The organism is Stenotrophomonas sp. YJH_SMC_82 (assembly GCF_059368875.1).
Map to the genome: position 1 here is coordinate 155835 of NZ_JCAFSE010000002.1, position 18237 is coordinate 174071.

At 64.8% G+C, this 18237-nt stretch carries 32 protein-coding genes; 10 read left to right on the plus strand and 22 right to left on the minus strand.

Translation table 11 applies throughout. From position 1 onward, the window contains the following. Positions 1–28: 28 nt before the first annotated feature. The 6 genes from AC5P53_RS08260 to AC5P53_RS08285 all read right to left on the minus strand — a co-directional run bounded on the left by AC5P53_RS08260 (position 29) and on the right by AC5P53_RS08285 (position 6109). A complete protein-coding gene (locus AC5P53_RS08260; RefSeq protein WP_495220398.1) occupies positions 29–1240 on the minus strand; it encodes a phage major capsid protein in 1212 nt (403 codons plus the stop codon). Next, the gene (locus tag AC5P53_RS08265; protein WP_142234523.1) at positions 1237–1884 is read right to left on the minus strand and encodes an HK97 family phage prohead protease; all 648 of its coding nucleotides are present in this window, start codon (positions 1882–1884) and stop codon (positions 1237–1239) included. Before AC5P53_RS08265 ends, AC5P53_RS08260 begins: the two co-directional genes overlap by 4 nt. Continuing rightward, positions 1877–3136, minus strand: coding sequence for a phage portal protein (locus AC5P53_RS08270; protein WP_142234522.1), 1260 nt, complete (start codon positions 3134–3136; stop codon positions 1877–1879). Before AC5P53_RS08270 ends, AC5P53_RS08265 begins: the two co-directional genes overlap by 8 nt. Then, positions 3133–5040 (minus strand): terminase large subunit, encoded by a 1908-nt coding sequence (locus AC5P53_RS08275; protein ID WP_495227264.1) that lies wholly within the window; start codon positions 5038–5040, stop codon positions 3133–3135. Before AC5P53_RS08275 ends, AC5P53_RS08270 begins: the two co-directional genes overlap by 4 nt. Next, positions 4973–5326 (minus strand): hypothetical protein, encoded by a 354-nt coding sequence (locus tag AC5P53_RS08280; RefSeq protein ID WP_495227265.1) that lies wholly within the window; start codon positions 5324–5326, stop codon positions 4973–4975. The genes AC5P53_RS08275 and AC5P53_RS08280 overlap by 68 nt, the downstream gene beginning before the upstream one ends. 534 nt (positions 5327–5860) lie before the next feature. After that, positions 5861–6109: a hypothetical protein gene (locus AC5P53_RS08285; RefSeq protein ID WP_322546782.1), complete on the minus strand. Its 249-nt coding sequence runs from the start codon at positions 6107–6109 to the stop codon at positions 5861–5863. Between AC5P53_RS08285 and AC5P53_RS08290 the strand changes: the two genes are divergently transcribed. Next, positions 6102–6485 (plus strand): hypothetical protein, encoded by a 384-nt coding sequence (locus AC5P53_RS08290; protein WP_322546781.1) that lies wholly within the window; start codon positions 6102–6104, stop codon positions 6483–6485. The two genes, AC5P53_RS08285 and AC5P53_RS08290, sit on opposite strands and share 8 nt — an antisense overlap. A gap of 6 nt (positions 6486–6491) precedes the next feature. Here the strand turns inward: AC5P53_RS08290 and AC5P53_RS08295 are convergent, their stop codons facing one another. The 16 genes from AC5P53_RS08295 to AC5P53_RS08370 form a co-directional block, all read right to left on the minus strand. Beyond that, entirely contained in the window at positions 6492–6854 is a 363-nt protein-coding gene (locus tag AC5P53_RS08295) for a DUF1064 domain-containing protein (protein WP_262086901.1), read from the minus strand. Continuing rightward, positions 6854–7132 carry a hypothetical protein gene (locus AC5P53_RS08300; RefSeq protein ID WP_322546780.1) on the minus strand — a complete coding sequence of 93 codons (279 nt, stop codon included), beginning with the start codon at positions 7130–7132 and terminating at the stop codon, positions 6854–6856. The genes AC5P53_RS08295 and AC5P53_RS08300 overlap by 1 nt, the downstream gene beginning before the upstream one ends. 1 nt (position 7133) lies before the next feature. Beyond that, positions 7134–7616, minus strand: a complete 483-nt coding sequence (locus AC5P53_RS08305; RefSeq protein WP_021203794.1) for a hypothetical protein — start codon at positions 7614–7616, stop codon at positions 7134–7136. After that, on the minus strand, positions 7613–8056 hold the full coding sequence (locus AC5P53_RS08310; RefSeq protein ID WP_223224762.1) for a hypothetical protein: 444 nt from the start codon (positions 8054–8056) through the stop codon (positions 7613–7615). The genes AC5P53_RS08305 and AC5P53_RS08310 overlap by 4 nt, the downstream gene beginning before the upstream one ends. Before the next feature lie 8 nt (positions 8057–8064). Then, positions 8065–8553: a glycoside hydrolase family 24 protein gene (locus AC5P53_RS08315; protein WP_495227266.1), complete on the minus strand. Its 489-nt coding sequence runs from the start codon at positions 8551–8553 to the stop codon at positions 8065–8067. Between the two features lie 97 nt (positions 8554–8650). Then, positions 8651–9367, minus strand: coding sequence for a hypothetical protein (locus AC5P53_RS08320; protein WP_495227267.1), 717 nt, complete (start codon positions 9365–9367; stop codon positions 8651–8653). 103 nt (positions 9368–9470) lie between these two features. Then, the gene (locus AC5P53_RS08325) at positions 9471–9788 is read right to left on the minus strand and encodes a hypothetical protein (RefSeq protein WP_445979039.1); all 318 of its coding nucleotides are present in this window, start codon (positions 9786–9788) and stop codon (positions 9471–9473) included. Next, the gene (locus AC5P53_RS08330) at positions 9785–9988 is read right to left on the minus strand and encodes a hypothetical protein (RefSeq protein ID WP_495227269.1); all 204 of its coding nucleotides are present in this window, start codon (positions 9986–9988) and stop codon (positions 9785–9787) included. Before AC5P53_RS08330 ends, AC5P53_RS08325 begins: the two co-directional genes overlap by 4 nt. Further along, positions 9985–10350 (minus strand): Ref family recombination enhancement nuclease, encoded by a 366-nt coding sequence (locus AC5P53_RS08335; protein ID WP_495220384.1) that lies wholly within the window; start codon positions 10348–10350, stop codon positions 9985–9987. Before AC5P53_RS08335 ends, AC5P53_RS08330 begins: the two co-directional genes overlap by 4 nt. Beyond that, on the minus strand, positions 10350–10544 hold the full coding sequence (locus AC5P53_RS08340) for a hypothetical protein (protein ID WP_065200530.1): 195 nt from the start codon (positions 10542–10544) through the stop codon (positions 10350–10352). The genes AC5P53_RS08335 and AC5P53_RS08340 overlap by 1 nt, the downstream gene beginning before the upstream one ends. Continuing rightward, on the minus strand, positions 10541–11203 hold the full coding sequence (locus tag AC5P53_RS08345) for a hypothetical protein (protein ID WP_495227271.1): 663 nt from the start codon (positions 11201–11203) through the stop codon (positions 10541–10543). Before AC5P53_RS08345 ends, AC5P53_RS08340 begins: the two co-directional genes overlap by 4 nt. Further along, positions 11193–12086: a helix-turn-helix domain-containing protein gene (locus AC5P53_RS08350; RefSeq protein WP_495227273.1), complete on the minus strand. Its 894-nt coding sequence runs from the start codon at positions 12084–12086 to the stop codon at positions 11193–11195. The genes AC5P53_RS08345 and AC5P53_RS08350 overlap by 11 nt, the downstream gene beginning before the upstream one ends. Before the next feature lies 1 nt (position 12087). Next, a complete protein-coding gene (locus AC5P53_RS08355; protein WP_164166363.1) occupies positions 12088–12402 on the minus strand; it encodes a winged helix-turn-helix domain-containing protein in 315 nt (104 codons plus the stop codon). 5 nt (positions 12403–12407) lie between these two features. Continuing rightward, on the minus strand, positions 12408–12599 hold the full coding sequence (locus AC5P53_RS08360; RefSeq protein ID WP_088476175.1) for a hypothetical protein: 192 nt from the start codon (positions 12597–12599) through the stop codon (positions 12408–12410). Positions 12600–12628: 29 nt separating this feature from the next. Further along, positions 12629–12814 (minus strand): hypothetical protein, encoded by a 186-nt coding sequence (locus tag AC5P53_RS08365; RefSeq protein ID WP_005418752.1) that lies wholly within the window; start codon positions 12812–12814, stop codon positions 12629–12631. Between the two features lie 58 nt (positions 12815–12872). Next, positions 12873–13331: a hypothetical protein gene (locus AC5P53_RS08370; protein ID WP_495227275.1), complete on the minus strand. Its 459-nt coding sequence runs from the start codon at positions 13329–13331 to the stop codon at positions 12873–12875. Positions 13332–13404: 73 nt separating this feature from the next. Between AC5P53_RS08370 and AC5P53_RS08375 the strand changes: the two genes are divergently transcribed. The 9 genes from AC5P53_RS08375 (at position 13405) to AC5P53_RS08415 (ending at position 18144) form a co-directional block, all read left to right on the plus strand. Then, positions 13405–14079: a S24 family peptidase gene (locus tag AC5P53_RS08375; RefSeq protein ID WP_164166367.1), complete on the plus strand. Its 675-nt coding sequence runs from the start codon at positions 13405–13407 to the stop codon at positions 14077–14079. Positions 14080–14108: 29 nt separating this feature from the next. Next, entirely contained in the window at positions 14109–14642 is a 534-nt protein-coding gene (locus AC5P53_RS08380; RefSeq protein ID WP_478405182.1) for a hypothetical protein, read from the plus strand. 206 nt (positions 14643–14848) lie between these two features. Then, on the plus strand, positions 14849–15040 hold the full coding sequence (locus AC5P53_RS08385; protein ID WP_329767954.1) for a hypothetical protein: 192 nt from the start codon (positions 14849–14851) through the stop codon (positions 15038–15040). Continuing rightward, complete coding sequence (locus tag AC5P53_RS08390) at positions 15037–15276, plus strand: hypothetical protein (RefSeq protein ID WP_495227276.1); 240 nt, start codon at positions 15037–15039, stop codon at positions 15274–15276. The genes AC5P53_RS08385 and AC5P53_RS08390 overlap by 4 nt, the downstream gene beginning before the upstream one ends. Further along, positions 15273–15686, plus strand: a complete 414-nt coding sequence (locus AC5P53_RS08395; RefSeq protein WP_495227278.1) for a hypothetical protein — start codon at positions 15273–15275, stop codon at positions 15684–15686. Before AC5P53_RS08390 ends, AC5P53_RS08395 begins: the two co-directional genes overlap by 4 nt. 109 nt (positions 15687–15795) lie before the next feature. Further along, positions 15796–16053 (plus strand): hypothetical protein, encoded by a 258-nt coding sequence (locus AC5P53_RS08400; RefSeq protein ID WP_481440087.1) that lies wholly within the window; start codon positions 15796–15798, stop codon positions 16051–16053. 87 nt (positions 16054–16140) lie between these two features. Beyond that, entirely contained in the window at positions 16141–16350 is a 210-nt protein-coding gene (locus tag AC5P53_RS08405) for a hypothetical protein (RefSeq protein WP_495227280.1), read from the plus strand. Next, positions 16347–17204, plus strand: a complete 858-nt coding sequence (locus AC5P53_RS08410; protein WP_495227281.1) for a hypothetical protein — start codon at positions 16347–16349, stop codon at positions 17202–17204. The genes AC5P53_RS08405 and AC5P53_RS08410 overlap by 4 nt, the downstream gene beginning before the upstream one ends. Further along, complete coding sequence (locus AC5P53_RS08415) at positions 17197–18144, plus strand: phosphoadenosine phosphosulfate reductase domain-containing protein (RefSeq protein ID WP_495227282.1); 948 nt, start codon at positions 17197–17199, stop codon at positions 18142–18144. The genes AC5P53_RS08410 and AC5P53_RS08415 overlap by 8 nt, the downstream gene beginning before the upstream one ends. Positions 18145–18237: the final 93 nt, after the last annotated feature.

Sequence of the window (18237 nt, forward strand, 5' to 3'; positions counted from 1 at the left end):
GCCGGCCTCGTTCGGGATCAGCTCGCTATCACGCCTGCGGCTTGAAGCGGCCCTTCACGAATGCCTCGACGCGGCGCTTGGCCAGGCCCAGGCGCTCTTCGACCAGCAATACGCGCTGGTTCTTCACGAAGTCGTCGTTGATCAGGCCGACCTTGAACAGGAAGCTCATGCGGTCGTAGATCGTGGCGCCGCGCTGGAAGTTGGCGACCAGGAACTCGCCACCGGTGGTGGTGCCGTCGCCTTCGTCCATGCTGTCCGAGGCGACCACCGGCCGACCCCAAAGGATCGGGGTCACGAAGCCCTGCAGGTTGGCGAACAGGTAGCGGTTCTGGCTGTCCTTCTCCAGCTCGATGTTCATCCAGTCCAGCTCGGTCATCACCGTGGCGTCGGCCGACAGCTTCGACTGCTTGCGCACCTGGTAGATCGCGCGGCGGACAGTGTCGATCGAGGTGTCGCTTGCCTTCGAGAGGGCGTCGTCGAACACCGTGGCATCAGTCATCAGGCCGGGCAGGTTGTTGCCCAGGCCGTCGCCCTTCAGGATCTGGACTTCTTCTTCCAGCTTCAGGTCGTAACGCAGCAGCTGCTGCAGGTAGCCGTACATCTGCGGCACGTCGTCCAGAGCTTCGTCGGTGACCGGGATCCAGACCGCCAGCTTCTTCACCAGGTCGGTCTTCTGCTCGAAAGTAACGTTGCTCTGCGGCTTGGTCCCGCCTTCGCCGACCGGGCCAGCACCACGGGTATGCAACTTCTCGCGGAAGTAGGTATAGCTCTGGCCGGTGACGGAGATCGACGGGATCAGATCGCGGATGCGCAGTTCCTGGCGGATGCCCGGCTGGATGGTCGGGTCGTAGTTCGGCACGACGATGCCGGCGCTGGTGACGGCCTTGGTTTCTTGCATGGACGCCAGCTCGTCCTTCTTGATCTCGATCTCGGCCGCCGACTTCTCGCGGCCCTGCAGCGCCTTGTACTCGTCGTTGCCCTTGATGAAGTCGATGAAGCCCTTCTTCGTACCGGGCTGGTTGCCCAGGCCGATGCCCTTCTCTTCCAGCTTCAGCACCTTGTCGACCACCTTCTGGATCTCGTCGGTGGCGGTCTGGATCTGCTTCTTCAGATCGGTGGTGACCTGGTTGCCCTTCTCGATCTCGGCCGAGGCGCTGTCGTACTTCTTCTGCAGGCCGGCGAAGCCGTCCTTCAGCTGCTTTTCCAGACCCTCACGGATATCGCTGATGTTCTCGCTCATTGGTGCATTCCTTTGAAGATGGATTCGATGGATGTGCCGAGTTGCTGCAGCTGCTTCACGGTCTCCGTGTCCCCAATCCCACCGTCACGGTGGATTGCGGGAAAGCCGAGCGAGGCGACGGCCGCCGCCTCTTTCTGGGACAGCCCCATGCGTTCGCGCAGGGCCGATTCGAAGGCGCGAACATCGGACTTGACGCTCATCACCTGTGCTTCCGGGTTCATGCCGAAGGGGACGACCGATGCCTCCCACAATTCGGCCTTCTTGATGACGCGCACCCGCCGGCCCTCGCGGTTCTCGATCGCGTCCTCCAGCGTGTTGAAGCCGACTGACATTTCGTCCAAGGTGCCGGCCTTCATCAGCTCGTAGGCGTCCTTGGCGTAGCTGACGTTGAGGTTGACCTTGCCCTTCAAGTGCAGGCCGTTGCCATCCTGCTTGAACTCGGCATCGCCGATCAGCCGGGTCAGGTTGTGGTACAGCGCCAGGCGCAGTCGGCCAGTCCGAGTCGTCTTCACCTTGACGAACGCGCCCGGCAGGATCAGGTCCTCACCGAGGTCCACGTTGTTGAACACCGAGGCATAGCCCTCGAAGTTGCCGGAATCGTCTGCCGCCTTGACCTCGAACGGGCAGGAGTACTTGCTAAGCATTGGCGGGATCTCCCGTTGTGTCGTCGTTACTGGAATCGGGCTTGTTGCTGGTCCACCGTGTGACCTGGTTGTATTGCTCGCCTTCCAGCACAGGTAGGTTCTCCTTCACCCTGACCTCGTTGATGGCCATCCAGCCCGAGCCGCCGGAGCCGCCAAGGGCGGTCTTGTAGTAGTTGGCTCGCGCTCCGCTGTCGGCGCGCAGGAGCCCCTCTACGACGGCCTCCACGAACATGTCGCCATCGGCGAACAGCTTGTCGTTGATCTCGCTCTCGATCGCGTCGAGGTAAGGCTTCAGGCCGAAGGTGACAAAGCCGCTGGTTTGCTGCTCCAAATTGGAGCCCAGCACCGAAGTGGAGCGAGCGCGGTTGGTCAGGTACAGCGGAACGCCCCAGATACCGGCGAGCGCCTCCTCCTGGAACTGCTGCGATTCGATGAACTGGCTGTCTTTCTGGGTCAGGCCGGCCGGCGTGATCGTCGGCCCACCCTGCAGGATGGCCATCTTGCCGAGGTCGTCCACATCGCCCTGGCGGATATCAGGCAGCTTCGCCTTGATTTGCGCCTGCTGCTCCTTCGTCAGGAAGCCGGGATAGATGATGTATCCACCGGTAAAGCCACCCTTGCGCATGAAGCGGGCGGACCAATCCTGCGCAGCGCGCGCCAGGCCGATGGTTTCAGCCTGGTACTCCACCGGTGACAGGCCCACGATGCCGTCGGAACTGAACAGCTTGAAGTGCAGCATGTTCTCCGGGGAAACCGGGGTTTCGCTGCCGTTGATGATCGCCCAGTAAACCAAGCCGTCGTCGGTGTCGATTCGAACGTTGTCCACCCCCACCGGAATCAGGCCGATCCATTCACCGCTGTCATCACGTCGAATGATGATGAATGCGTTGCCACGCAAGGCCATGTTCACCACAACCGCCTTGATCAGGTCCAACCACTTGATGAAGGGGTTGGGCTTGCTCAACAGGCGCAGCAGCCGTCGGCGCTGCGGGCTGGTTCCCTTGACCAGCGCTCGCACGCCGCTCTTGTCCTCATACAGCTTCCAAGGCAGACCCGCGGCGGACTCGGACAGCACCTTCACGCACGACCAGACGATGCTGACCGTCAGCGCCTTCTTGGGCGTCACCCGGACGCCCGCCTTGGTGCCTCGGCCACCGGTGGATAGGTCGACCTCCACGTAGTTGCCGGTGGCAGGGTCGTCGTATCCGAAGAACCGCCAGCTCAGCGGGTTGTACCAGCGAAAGGTAGTCATCCGATCAGTCCAAAGAAGCCGTTTTCCAGGTAGTCGTCTATGCCGCCGGCATCCGGCGGCATGGCGTGTGCCGCGCCGATGGCCATGCAAAGGGCCACCGCGGCGTCGATCTTGTTTGCCGATCTGGCCTTCGACAGCCAGCTGTTGCCCCAGCGGTCCGATTCGATGACGGCGGACATGATTGCGGACACCAGAACCGGGTTGCGGCGCAGGCGCAGGCGACCCTCCAGCAGCGCCTCTTCCAGCAGGCGCAGCGATCCGGGCATCCACATGCCTTCAGGTACGGGCTGCCCCGACTGCTCGGCGGCTTCCACCGCCGCTTCCAGCGGCTTGCCCTTTTTGCAACCGCCCTGCGGGTGCTCCGCGAAGGTCACAGATAGGCCAATGTCGTTGACCTCCTCTTCGAAGCGGCGGAACGCGTAGCGGTCGTACGCGACCAGCTGCAAGTCATAGCGGCTGTCGTACTCGGCCATGACCTGGGCCACGTGCCGGAAGTTGATGGCCTGCCCTTGCGGCGCATGCAGGAATCCGCCATTGACCCAGGTGCGATAGGGCAGCTTGTCCTGCAGCTGCCGCGCATCCAGCGTGTCTCCGGGTGTCCAAGCCTCGATCCAGGCGTCGAACGTCGGCTTCTCGATGATCAGCTTCTCGCCCTCGACTTCCACCTCCACCGGGACTGTGCCGGTCTCCACGACCGCAGCCATGGCGGTGATATCGCGGACCTGCGACAGGTCAAGGCCGAGGTAGAGCTTGCGCCCCTCATGCATGCGCGGGTCGAAGTCGGCCAGCGCCGGTTCCAGCGTTGGGCGCGTCATCCAGGCGGTCTCCGCATCGGTCCACACGCAGAAGTGCAGACGAAGAATGCCGTTCAGTGACCCGGGGATCGCTTTGGCTTGAGCCACCACGCCCGCCAGGTACTGCTCGGTGATAGTTACCCCCAACAGGGGATTGGCCTTCGCCCAGCAGCTGGGATCCTCAAGGGGGTCGTCCCCGTCGTCCAAGCTGCACACGTAGCTGAAGGTGCTGTCGTCGATAACGTCGCCGACGAAGGTCGGATCGTTCACCGCCTCGGTATGACCGGCGGCGACCTTGACGGCATGCTCGTGCTCCTCCCAACACACAGAGGTCCGGTCGCTGCCGGAGTTGGTGATCATGAAGAGCAGCGGCTCGCGGCGGAACTTGAAGCCGCGCTCCAGCATTTCGATGATTCGCCGGTCGGGAAGCTCGTGCACCTCATCGACCAGCACGAAGAACGGTCGAGGACCGGAGCCGGTCCGCCCCGTGTCGCGCGACACTGGCCGGAAGAAGCTCGCGCTGGCGTGGTGCGCCATGCTGAACTCCCGACCCTCACCGCCAGCGAACTCGATGCGCTTGGCCAGGAGCGGCGACTTCTTGACCATCTTCACCGCGTCGGCGAACAGGATGCCCGCCTGGTCCTTCTTCGCTGCCGCCGAGTAGATCTGTGCGCCGGCCTCGCCTGCGGCCGTCATCCCCAGCAGGCCCAGCCCACCGGCCAGCGGACTCTTTCCGTTGCCCTTTCCCTGCTCGATGTACGCGCGACGGAACCTGCGAAGCCCGTCTGCGCCCTTCCAGCCGAAGAGCGAGCCGATGATGAACGCCTGCGAAGGGTGTAGCTCGAACTTCCGGCCCTCGAACTGACCCTCGGAGAGCATCAGGACGTTCTCGAAGTAGCGGAATGCGTACTCGGCAGCCCCGTGGTCAAAGCAAAGGCCCCGTTCGGGGCCTTCGATCAGATCCTGCAGGTGGCGCCGGCAGGCGTTTCGGACATGGGGGCCGGCAACGATCCGGCCAGCCACCACATCCAGCGCATACGCCTTAGTGCGGTCGGCCGGAGCTGGGGCCACCGAAGAATTCTTCGCCCTGGTCTTCTTCGTCACCGCCATGCGAGACCTTCGATTCATCCACAGGTGTGGCGCCCAGCTTCGAAAGGATCGAGCTGAGCGCCTGGGTTGCTGACACGCCGAATTCGGCTTTGGGGTCCTCCATCCGCGCAGTCCAGAGACACGCCAGGCGAAGAAGCACCCGGTGGCTGGAATTGAGCCATGGCATTTCCGATGCGAATTCCTTCCACGCCCGCTTTTCGGCAGCCGTCATGGTTTTGAACGGCTCGCCCAGGGCGCGCGTACCTTTTGGCCTCTTTCTCCCGGCATGCCGGCCTGGATTCTTCATGGCGGCGCCGCTTGTCGCAGCTTTTGCGACGGGCAATCGGGGCCTTGGCATGAATTCCTCGGGAAAATGCGGGATTTCTTGGCTGGGATGGCCCGTTCGAGGGTCGTCCCGTGAATTGTGGATACGCGAATTTGGGGGGACGGTCGGTCTAGGCCGGTCGAAATGGCATAAATTCACCCCCCCCTGTGGAACAGGAGCGTGGAACGCGTCAGCCGGTCACCGGCCACCCGTCCTCATCGCACCCTCGGACCTGCACCGCACCCCGTTCCAAACGGGCCTGATCGACGTTGTGGCAGTCGGAGCACTGGCTGTCGAAGGGTCCAGACCAGAACATCTCCTCGGTCTCCCCAGGCGGGTGTCCGTTCGTGTGGTTGCACACCGTTGCCACCGTCACGTGCCCGCGGGCCTTGCACCGACTGCAGAGCGGTTCACGGTCGAGCTGAGCCTTGCGCGTGCGCTGCCACCGAGCGGTGCCATACAGGTGGGCGAAGGCGCTGCCGCCGGTCTGCCGGGTCCTGCGGCCGCGAGCCACGCTCACTGCTTGGCACTCCCTGCCCTTGCGGCCAATCGCAGCTCATCCTCGTTTCGCTTGAGCGATCGTGCTTGCTGGATCAGGCAGCTGATCAGCTTTCGTCTCGCAGGTCCCTGATCCATGGCAGCAATAGAATCCAGGGTGCGCAGCGCGCCAGAGGCGATGTACCGGCTGAGGTCACCCTCCTTACCGCCGCGCACGCACATTTCCACACGGACGACGCCGTCATCAGGATTGAACTGAATGGACACCACTGATCTCCATGAAGCACGACTCGTACTTGCCGAGCTGCTCCGGGTACATGACGAATTTGAAGAGATTGCCGCAGCAGGCGACCGCCATCGATCCCTGGCTCCAGATGAACTGCAGGACTACCGCGCGCGCTTGGTAGAGCTGAAAGCCCACCTGAAGCAGCGCGCGGCCACCGGCACTGTCGACGGCTCGAAGCGACGGCTGACCAGGATCGAGGATGCGTTCTACGAGCCAGCTATCAGGCAGGCATCCGCCAACTTCTCCTTGCGGACCAATGCCCCACCGTCTGAGTGGGTCACCGGGCTCTACGGGCCATCCTCTGATATCTCCTACCTCGCGAGCCAGCTGCAGGAGTTGCTCAGGGAGCATCAGTAGGGAGGGTCAGAACTCCTCCACTTCCCAGCCACCGCCGTCGCGCTTGCGCCTGACCTTCACCGCGATGAAGCGGAATGGGTACATGGCGGCGGCGATTTTGATCTTGGCCCGTGCATCGTCCTGCCAGTGGCCCTTCACCTCGTGGCACTCCATGACGCCGTCGGCAGCCATGACTGCAAAGTCCGGGGTGTAGAACGTGTTGTCGGCCAAGCGCAGCTTCATGCCCTCGAACCGGTGCCACTGCACCTCGCCTGCCGCTTGCAGCGCGCGCAGCCGCTCGGCATACGCGGCCTCGGTCTTGTTCATCTCGCCTGTCTTCAGGCGACCCAACGCCAGCACGCGGCGTTCCCGCGCCGTCTGCCGGACCATCAGGGCAAATCCGGGACAGGTTTGCCCTGCACCTGGTCGATGCCGTCGAGCTGCGCCTCGTACTGCAGCAGGCAACGCTTCCGGCCGTTGCTCACCTCGAATACGGCGGACGGCGCCGCCTCTTTCACCCACTTGCAGCGCTTGCGCAGTTGGGGATCGATCGGGACGTAGGTGGCCACCGGCATGGTGATGACGGCTGCCGCCGGCGGGTTCGGCTTGGTAGGTGCTGCCTGGCACGCGGCCAGGAGGGCAGCGGTAGCAACCACGATGACGCGCATGTCAGTACCCCTTCAGTGCCGGGCAAGCGGAATCGAGCAGCTCCAGTGCTGCCTTGCAGGTGTCGGGCCGTTGCTCATAGCGACCGCGCCAGGTGGATGCCTCTTTCTCGGAAGCCTCGACCTTTCCTGCCAAGGCCCGCAGTGCCTCCGCACTCTCGTCCCGGAGGGCTTGCAGCTTCTCGGCTTCCGCCCTCAGTGCGGCGGCGACCTCGGCCAGACGCTGATCGCGGCTGTCCACGTCGGCCTGCAGTCGGGCGGCATCGGCCTGCCAGTCCGCCCGGACCTTGATCACCTGGGCGCTGAGGTCGCGGATCTTCTGCTCCTTCTCCCAGGCAGTCAGCCCGGACACCATGCAGCCGAAGGCCAGCACCGCGCACACCAGTTTGACCTTGCTGCCGGGCTTGCTCAGCCACTGCAGCGCGTCGGCAGCGGCGCCTACGATCAGGGTCCACAGCGCGCGCAGGAATCGAATCAGTACGCTCATGGCTTATCGCCTCCGATGGCACCGGTGGCCCGCTCCACCATGCGCACGTAGCCGGGCAACAGCCGGCGGATCAGGACGCCGGACAGGCCGGCCAGGGGAAGCTGCGGGGCGCCCGCCAGCGCCGGCCAGATGGACGCGGCAACGGCGATGACCCATGCGGCCACGATGGCGTAGGCCACGACCGCCACAGCCAGGGCAGCCCAGCGCGCGGCAGTCTGCAGCAGGCGGTGGCCGCGCCGGCGGCTGGCGTCAGCGGCCACGCGCTCCGCGTCCTTTTCCGGCAGCAGCAGGACGCCGATCAGCGCTCCCGCCATGGCAACCAGCAGCACGGACTGCGGTACGCCGAGGATCACCCTTTCGGCCTCCCGCAGCGCATCAGCGGTCGCCGGCGCCACAACGGCCGCGGTGAACGTCCCGACAATGGTTTTCAGAGTGCTCACGGGCTCAGTCACGGCACCACCGTCCCGCCGGCCTTGCGGTACACGGCCAGCAGGTCGGCAAGCTTCTGTTCGTGCTGGCCGTAGCCAGCTCCGGGCAGGCTCGCCCAGATGTTGCTGACCGCCTTGATGGCCTCGGGAATCCTGCCCGCCTGGATCAGCGGCAGCGCGCGGCGCTCCCGGATCTGCTGCAACGCAATCAGATCCTGGCTCAAAGGCGAGAAGTCCTTCAGGCCAAGCGTCTTCTTGTAGGCGTCGTAGTAGCGGCGCAGCAGCTGGTAGCGGCCGGCTGCGGTCGACTGGATCTTCAGCCGCGGCAGATCCACCACCACGCGCGGGTGGTCGGCGTAGCCACGGAACAAGCCACCACCGACCAGCACGTCATAGCCGCGGTCGTTGGTCGGCTGCCGGCCGTTGTCCGTACCTTCGGACCAGGCCAGCATGTCGAGGAAGGCCACGACGTTCACGCCGCCAGCCTGTTGGGGAGTGATCTGCGCCATAGCGTCTCCGGGCAAAGAAAAAGCCCCGGCTGGGCCGGGGCTTGCGTCTGGATGGTGGTCAATCTGCCCGCCATTCTGCGGACCCTGCAAGTCCTCACTACGCAGCGCGATTCAGCGCGCGGGAGAACTGCTCGGCAGCAACATGCTCCGCACTACGCATGCGCTCAAGGATCCATTCGTACACCGGGCGCCAGAACCGTCGATACGCCGCATCGTCAGCGCCGATCGCCACCCCGCGCTTGCGGCCGCTGAGCTGCTCCAGCCCCATGCCGCCGCATGCCTCGCATTCAACGACTCCGCTCCCCGTCGGCGCGGCCTGAACCCGCGTGCCTTGGCACGTCTTGCAGCAGCCACAGCTGGCCATCTCCGCAATGACTGCGCCGGCCAGCACCCCAAGCTGCTCCATGGTGTTGTTCGGCCAGGCCGCAGCGCGCGCCTCATCCAGCGCGGTCTCGGTCCTCAGTAGTTCGCGCCGCTGCGCATCCGTCACCTGACCGCCACCCCACCCCATGCATGCCTTGGCGATGCCGAATTCAGTCCGTGCGGTGGCCAGATCGTGCATCTGCCGGATGAACTCCGGGGCCACCAGCCCGATTACCGCTTTGCGCAGGTGCTCACGGCGGCGAGATGCGCTTTCTGGCCACCACAGTGCCTCCATCAGCTCCCGGCCAAGCCCGTCCGGCACGTACGCCATGGCAGCGGCAATGTCCTGCGTCGTCAGATCGGGGCGTCCACCGCCACCGCAGGCGTCAAACCTCTGCGTTTTCGGCCCCATGCGACTTGCCAGCAGTTCGCGTGCCTTGTTCATTTCCATGCGCCTTCCCCTTGGTGGATTGCTCGTGCAGCGCGCGATCGCGCATCGTGGTCATTCAGTGCGGGCCTTTTGAGGGCCTCTTTCTCTGTCCGGTTGTGGCCCGTCAAGAAGGCACCTCCGGGCCGGCCGGCTCGGCCGCAAAGTGCGTGATCTTGGGGTTGTCACCCCGCCAGCTCCCGAACACCGGCCGGTTGCTCACCGAGTCCCACAGCATCAGCCTTGTGCCGTCCTGCGGCGCCTCGGCTATCGGCTTCCAGTTCGGGGCCAAGGCCGCTCGGATCGCGCAGAGCGCGGCGGCCGTTGGAACGATGCCAAGCTGTGGGATCGACAGATCCATCATCAGCTCGGCAGTGACGCCGTCCGGTGGCAACCTCATGGCTTTGCACAGGAGGCTTCGCGCGGCGTGCTCAAGCGCGCTCATGCTCGCTGCTCCCAGCTGGCCGTCAGGTGCTGCACCTTTCCGCCGCGCGCCTTGAACTGCTCCACCGTCTCGGCCGGGCCATCGGCGAGCACACGTGCCTTGGCTCGCTTGGGCCGGGACACCGTGTTGTGGTCCATCCGCCGCTCGCGGGGCGCACGCTGGGGGTTGATCCTCGGCGCCCTGGCCTTCGTCTTCTTCATGCTGCCGCCCTCAATTCGTTGATGTAGGTCTGCTGTGCGATCAGGTCGTCGTCGGATCCGAACGCCTCGTGGAATCTCTTGGACCAGTGCAGCGGCGGGCCCCAGCGGGCCACCATTTGCTTTTGCGTCATGTGTTCCATTCGGTAGCGCTGGTGATGCCACTGGCACAGCGCGTAGCCGAAGAAATGGCCGCGCCGGATGTTTCCCGACTTGGCGTGGTTGTATTCGCAGCCGTAGATCACGTGCTTCTTCGCCATCAGGCCTTGCGCGTAGCGAACGAGGCACGCCATGCACGGCCCCGTCTTCGCCAGCTCGATTCGCGCTGCCTCTGCACTGGTCGGCGGCGGTGCGTTCGACCACATCAGCGCAGCTCCGGGATCGGGCCGGCATAGCGAGTGATCGGGATCCGCCGCATTCCATCGCGCCAGACAGTCATCCCGCGCGTCGCGTAGACCACCATCGGCTTGATCCCATAGCCGTAGGCCAGATACCAGCCTGCCTCGGCCACCGGCTCGCTCACAGGACGCACTTCGACGTTGAAATGATCGGGGCTCATGCGGCTTTGCCCTCCAGCAGCGCCACGATCTCGGCCAAGCGCGCACGGGTTCGGTCGTCCGCTGTCGGCGATGCCTCAACCGTTCCGGCCAGCAGCGCTACCGGGTTGAACGCCGGCGTGGCTGGCGGCAGTGCCAGGTAATCGGCCACCTGCGCCTCCAGAAGTTGGCCCGCGGCCACTGCTTCTCGCAGGACGCTATCCCGGCCGGATACGTCACCGCCAAGGGACAGCTGGTAGGTGGCGATCCTGTGTGCAGCGCGCGCCTCCTTCACCAGCCGGGTGTAGACCTCCAGAAATGCCGGCCGAGCCGCGATCTTGTCGCCCGCCTGCACCAGCGGCAGCGCCGCCGCCCACGCATCGCGGGTCTGCTCAGTCCACACCACGGTCGCACCTTCGTCGGCGGCGCGGATCGCGTTGGCCCATGCCTCGTTCGGTGCGGGGTGGCCGTCCTCGATGCGTTCGAGGATCGCCGCCAGCGAAAGCCGCGCCTTCAGCTCCCGGCGGCACGACGCCAGCGCGCGCTCCAGCATCGGCAGCGGGTACTGCGCCAGGTCCGAAACCATGAACACGGCGGCGCTGGGGCTGATCCGGTCGCCGATTACCTCGGCCGTTGCCACCAGCAGTTCGACAAGACGCTCCTGCTCGAAGTTACTGAGCATGGCTGCTCCCCTTGATCTTCCGCAGCAGCTCCTTCGCCTCTTCCGCCGCGTTGGCGTTCGACTGCCTCTGGTCCTGCTGCTGAGCACTGGCCTGCGTCATCTGCCGACCGGTGGCCCACTGCGTGCGGTATGCCTCGCACTTCGTCAGCAGCGCGCCCAGGTCGTGCATGTTCTGCACCACATAGCGCTCGTTGACGGTCAGGAACCACGCGGCGACCAACGGCGCCTCGGTGTGGCCGAGCCGCTGTACGATCTGGCGGACGTTGCTGTTCACCTTTGCGTTGCGGACCGGCGCCACACCGTGGCGGGTGCGGTAAGCGGTGGCGTACGCCGCCCAGGTGGCGCGGCACGCGGCCTGCAGGTCGGTTTCCGAATCCACCGCCAACGGCGCGGCCAGCAGGCCCGCCGGAGATGACGGTTCTCCTGACGGTTCATTGAGGGTTATATGACGGTTAGGCGGCACGGGGCGCACCCCTAGACCTGCGCCCGGTGCATCCCCCCCTGCATCGGGCGCATCCCCTCCTGCAGCGGGCGCACCCCCTGCATGGGGCGCAGCACCTGCGCCCGGTGCAGTACCTGCTTTTCCGGACTTGCGGCCAGCCTTCGACGGCGCAGCGGCCTTGTCGAAGTTGGCCGGAGTGACCTTGTAGACCGTGCTGCTGTTGAACCGGCGGTCACGGGTCAGCAGGCCGACGGCCTCCAGGTGATCCATTGCCGTACGCACAGCGCGCGCCGACATGCAGCAGCGCGCGGCGATGGTGCCCACCGCCGGCCAGCACACACCGTCGTCGTTGGCCTGATCAGCCAGCGAGATCAGCACAGCCTTCTGCGTGACGCTCAGCCCCTGCAGCGGCCAGCACTGCGACATGATGATGGTCGACATGTCAAAGCCCCAGCGTCAGGTTCTCGCCCGGCGCAACCGGCCACCAGGTGCATGCGGGCTTGCCGGTGGTTGCGCACGGCGCGGTTGGGCCGCGCCAAATGCGTCCCTCGCGGGCCAGCTCAGGCAGTCGGCGACCCAACATGTGGCGATCAAGGCCAGTCAGCGTCGACAGGTGCAGGCTGCTCTGGCCAGGATGGCGGATCACCGCAGCCTCGGTCTTGGCATGCTGGACACGAAGCGCGCCGCTGGCGACGAGGTCGGCAGCGGCGGCATGGCTGGTGTGCGGATCGGTGGAGCGCGCGAGCGTGCTGCTCATCGGTACTACCTCGTGGAGTCTTCGGGACGTTTCAGGCCCTGAAAAGGGACAACTTCGCCGTTACTTCGCGGAAGCCGGTAGCGGCGCCCAAGTTCGCCGCGCGCCAGCTCTGTGGCTGCCTCTTCGGGGGTGATGCCGCGAGAGGCCGCGTACTGCTCAAGCTGCTTTTGCTGATCGCGCGACAGCTGGATTTCCATGGACCCTCCCCGGGGACTCGTTGGGTCCTTCAGGCCGCATCACGGTCGGGGCTACGCTGTTCCAACGCGGCGAGGCCGGCCAGCACCAGGTCGCGCACGAAAACCGCAGGCTGGCGACCGTTGAAGTTCGCCGCCGCATCGATCAATGCCTTTTCCGTGTCGTTGAACCGGACCTTGATCGGGTTGTCACGAAGGTTCGAAGGATCTGCGTACATATCCGTATGAGAAGTTCAGGAGGGAGTGGTGGAACGAACTGCTACAGCGCGCGGCACGTCAGGCCGCATCGACCGGGACAATGCGGTCGTGGTCGAAGTCGGTGGGTGCTACGGGATCGGGTGGCTTGGCCTCGCCGCCGAGCAGGCGCTGGATCTGCGGGATAGCAGGCAAGACGCCCTCCTCCGGCCAGCCCTCGACCTGCGCTGCGGGGAGCTGCAGCAAGGTCGCCAGGTGCTTGTCGCTTGCGAGACCGAGTCGGGCGCGCAGCGCGCGCTTGCTCATCCGGCTGTCGATCAGGATGCGGACCGCGTCCGAGATTCCCGAGTGAGTCTCGTTGAGGCGACTCGCGTGAAGCCTCAACAGCGCAAACGCTGTAGTCGCCCGAGGCGATTGTGATCGCCCCGATGCGAGATCACCGACGGTGGAACCAGCTGCGCCAATTGCCTCGCCGATCTGGGCATAAGTCATGCCCGCCGACTGCAGGTCACCAATGATGGAAGCCCAAGGTTTGTCCATGTCCGCAACACTACGGGATTCCGTAGCTTCATGTCAACGGCATTCCGTTACGGTTTTCCGTTCAAATCCAGTGATGAACACCATTGGCAGCAGGATCAGAGCCGAGCGCGAGTCACTCGGCATTAGCCGGGGCGAACTGGCGAAGTTTGCGGGGATCGCCCCGACGACCTTGTCGAATCTCGAGCTCGGCCTTTCAAAGTCGACGACCGCACTACACAAGATCGCCGCGCGACTGGGCGTTCAGACCGACTGGCTTGAAACTGGCCGGGGGCCCAAGGAAGGCGAAGGTAGGTCCGTCGCATCGATCTCGGAGACTGAGACGCCACCCGGATACGTTCGCTTCGACTTGTTCGAAGGGGGTGCGGGAATGGGTATCGGCATGGTCAACCAGGACTACCCGGAGGTTGTGAAAACCATCGAGGTTGCGGAGTGGGAGGTGCGGCGGAAGCTCGGTTTTTTGCCCAAGCCTGGCCGGATCCAGATCATCACCGGTCGCGGCCCGTCTATGCGGCCTAAGCTGGAGGACGGCGACATTGTCTGGATCGACACCAGCTGCGACTACTTCGACGGCGACGACTACTACCTCATCAACATCGGCGGCGAGACCCAGATCAAGATGCTCCAGAAGCGCGGGGACGGCCTGTATGTGGTGAGCGTCAACACGGACTTCCCTGCCTACCGACCGGATCCTGGTGATGTAAGCATCTTGGGCAAAGCGCTGATTCATGCAGGGCTGCGCAAGTTCTAGACAAACCTTCCTTCGTATGGAGACGTGGAATGCCCCTGATTGATTGTGCCGAGTGCAAGCGAGAGATCAGCGATCAAGCGAGCGCGTGCCCAGGTTGCGGAGCGCCCCAGCGCCGACCTGTAGTCGCGTCTTCGCCGATGAAGGCGAAGACGTTCACGCCCCTTTCGGTGGCAGCGATCATCGTGGCAGTGCTCGTTACCCTTCTTGCCTTGGCGTTCACAGTCCGCAAGAAGCCGAACCAACAGGAAGTTGTCGCCACAGGCATGGCAATCATTAGGGGGCAGGTGGCTTCTGACATACAAGTTGAAATGGAGCCGTTCTCCTTTAAAGCCTTTGATGACGGCAAGCACTATCACGTCTGTGGCAAGGCCACGCTCAACCGGCCGGGCGACGGTCCCTTCGCGTTAAACAACGTCACGCAAGCGGTTGTAGTCAGCTTCAACCGAGATGGCCGAGGGCTTGCAATATTCAACGGCAGCGACGACCCGGCTATACAGGCCAAGTTCCGGGCTGCGTTTGCTGAGAAATGCCAAACAGTCGGTGGGCGAACCGTCCCTGATTGAATCTCCAGATAGATGTGGCCTCATCTACAGAGTCGCGCGCCTCGAGCCTAGTAGCCCCTCCATAGCGAGGGGCTTTTTATGAACCGAATTCCGTACGTTCATACTTTCGTACGGAATTCCGTTTGACAGGCAATTACGGTATTCCGTAGTCTACCGGTGCCGCCAGTTGAGGCCCTATTTCGGGGCCGGGCGCAGGAGACCACGCAATGGCTACCCTTTCTCTTGGCGTCAGCAAGGCGCCGCCCACCGTCGTCGCGATGCCCTCCATCGGAGTGGTCGCCATCAAGGTGGGCGCTGCCAGCCTCTACATTGAACTGGAAGAGGCCGACCACCTCTCGGTGGAGATCCAGCACGCCGCACATCAGCTGCGCGGCGAGAGCCAGGACGCCGCCGCATGAGCGCCGTCGTCCTCCACTTCCCCATCGCCAGCCTGCGCGCCAACAGCGTCGCCGACGCCGTGCGCCTCGCGGCCCGCCGCCTTGGCTACCACCAGCACAACGCAGACTTCGCCGCCAACCTCGCGCGCCAAGACTTCCTCTCTGGCCGATACAGCGCAGCGCGTGCCGTCAGCGAAATGGTCGACCAGCTCCGCACCGCTATGCGCCTTATGCACGCACAAGGCGGTGTTGCATGAGCCGCAGCGGATACAGCGACGACTGCGACACCTGGCCGCTGATCTGCTGGCGCGGCGCCGTTTCTTCCGCGTTGCGCGGCAAGCGGGGCCAGAAGTTCCTGGTCGAACTGCGTGATGCGCTCGACGCGATGCCCGAAAAGCGCCTCATCGCCGAACAGCTCCAGGACAGCACCGGCTGCCATTGCACGCTGGGCGTAATCGGCGCGAAGCGCGGCTTGGACATGACCGGCCTCGACCCTGATGACCGCGCGGCTGTGAGCGAAGCGTTTGGCATTGCCGAAGCGATGGCGGCGGAGATCGTCCACGAGAACGACGGCGAGTGGCGCTGGGACAACGAGACGCCGGAGCAGCGATGGACGCGCATGCGTGCATGTGTCGAGAGCCACATAGCCGATGGAGCAGCCGCGTGACCGACCACGACTTCTTAGCCGCCATGGCCGTCGGCATCCCGCCCATCACCCCGCCCGCAGGTCCGGCGCCAGCGCCGGCCGAGCCCACTGCCGAACAGGAGACCGAGTAATGCGCCACCTGGCCCTGCCCTTCTACTGCGCCGTCGTCGTGATCCTGCTGCTCGCCCTCCTGGCGCGCGTCATCTACACCGACGCCGGCTCCTTCCTGCCGCCCGTGCTGTTCGGCATCGGCTACTTCGCCTGGCGCGGCATCAAGGATGCCCGGCAGTCATGGCCGGAGCTCAAGGCCGATCGGCAGCGCGACGCAGACCGGCGCCGCCGCGAGGCACAGCGCAATCGCCATCCGATCACCGACACCGACTACTGACCCCCTGCCCTGCGCTCTCCCCCTGTAGCGCAGGGAACCCGCGCCGGCCGGGTTCCAACAGCCGGCAACCCATTCCAGGAGTCCAGCGTGCGTAACCAGCTCGACATCTTCGATCACGACCCAGCCCGCATGGCCGCGGCAAACCGCGCCGCCGCCGAGCGGGCACTGCACGACGTGCAGTTCACCGCCACGGTCCGGCAGGAACGCCACGAGTACTACCTGGGCGAAGCCGAACGCTGGGAACACCTCGCCGCGCACAGCGCGCGCTCCTCCAACAGCAAGGACATGCAGGCATGAGCAACGACAAGACAACCCTGGCGGACGTGCAGCCCGGTGGAAGGGTGAGGCTGGGGGATCAGCTGCGCTCTGAACTACTGGATCAGGCCGAACGCCTGGAGCGCATGGCCGCTCAGGATCGCGAGACTGGCGAGAGCATCGAACAGGCCCTCGAAGCTGGAGAGGAATACACCCCCGACGACGCTCCAGACGTTGCCGCTGGCCTCCAGCATGACGCCAACAGGTCCGAAGAAATCGCAGCCCTCCTGCGCAAGGCTGCTGCCGCCCTCTCCGCCCAGCCCTCCCCGGGTGGTCAGGGGGACGTGCTGGCAGCTGCGGCCCAAGCCGTGATCGAAGCCCATGATGGCGCCGACTTCATCACCGACGCCCAGGTCGAGTCGCTGCGCGCAGCACTCGCCGCCCGCCAGCGGGTGGGGGAGCCGATCACGGTGGAGGCCGTGGCAGAGATCTTCAACCATCCAGAGTACGGCCTGAGCATCAACTGGCTTCTGGAGAACGGCATCGGCGAACTGCAGGTCGGAGACGTGCTGTTGGTGTCTGACCGGGCAATCACCGATGAAGACGGATCGGGCGAGGTCTACACCGCCCCGCCCGCGCAGGCCGTGGACCTGGCGCCCGACCATCGCGGAATGCGGGTGAGCTGCAGCGGCCTGCTGAGCCAGGTGCGGGGTGGTCTGAAGAGCAACCCCGAGCTGGCAGAGATGGTGCGGCAGCTCCACGGCCACCTCAACGAGCTTGGGAAGCGGTGGTATGCCGGGGACCGGAAGGTGGTGGACGAGTTCCTGCAACTCTACGTGATTGAGTATGGCGCCCGGCGCGCCCTGATCGACAGCCAGGCGGTGGGCAATGGCTGAGCGCATACAGCACCTGGTGAATGTCTCCGGCGGCAAGGACAGCACGGCGGTGTACCTGCGTGCTATCGAGCTGGGCCGGCCCTTCCGCGCCGTGTTTGCCGACACCGGCAACGAGGATCAGCGCGTCTACGACTACGTTGCCGAGCTGGCGCACAAGACTGGCGGCCCCGAGGTCGAAACTGTCCGCGCGGACTTCACCCGGCAACTGGCTCAGCATCGCGCGTACATTCTCGAACGCTGGCCTAGCGAAGGTATCCCTGATGAGATAGTTCGGCAGGCCGCTGCCCTGCATGAGCCCACCGGCAACCCATTCCTGGATCTCTGCATCAGCAAGGGGCGCTTCCCTTCGCGGATGGCGCAGTTCTGCACCGAGGAACTGAAGACGATTCCGATCACCACCCAGGTGGTGGGGCCGATGCTGAAGGCCGGGCCGGTCCTGCAGTGGTTGGGCATCCGAGCGGAGGAATCCGCCAACCGCGCCAAGCAGCCGCGCTTCAATCGGCATGAATCCGGCTGCTACGTGTGGCGGCCAATCTTTGATTGGACGGTTCAGCAGGTATGGGACCAGCACCGCCGCCACGGCCTTGAGCCCAACCCGCTCTATGCCCTCGGCATGGGCCGCGTCGGCTGCATGCCCTGCATCAACTGCCGCAAGGGCGAGCTGCGGAACATCGCGGACCTGTTCCCCGATCACATCGAGCGCATCCGACGGTGGGAAGAAATCGTCGCCTCGGCCAACAAGCGCCGCAGCGCAACGTTCTTCCCTGCCGTCACCGACCCCACCGACGTGGAACGCCCTGGCACCTACTCGCGGATCGACACGCTGGTCGAATGGAGCCGCACCAGTCGAGGCGGCCGCCAGTTCGATCTGTTCTTCCAAGCCCAGGCCGGCGGCGGCTGTACCTCTGACCTCGGCCTTTGCGAAAGGAGCGCTGCGTGACTGCACCCATGGCTGACCAGCTGCTCACCTCAGCACCAATCTCTCCCCATCAGCTCGCAGAGCAGAATCTCCGTCTTCTCCTTCGCATCCTGC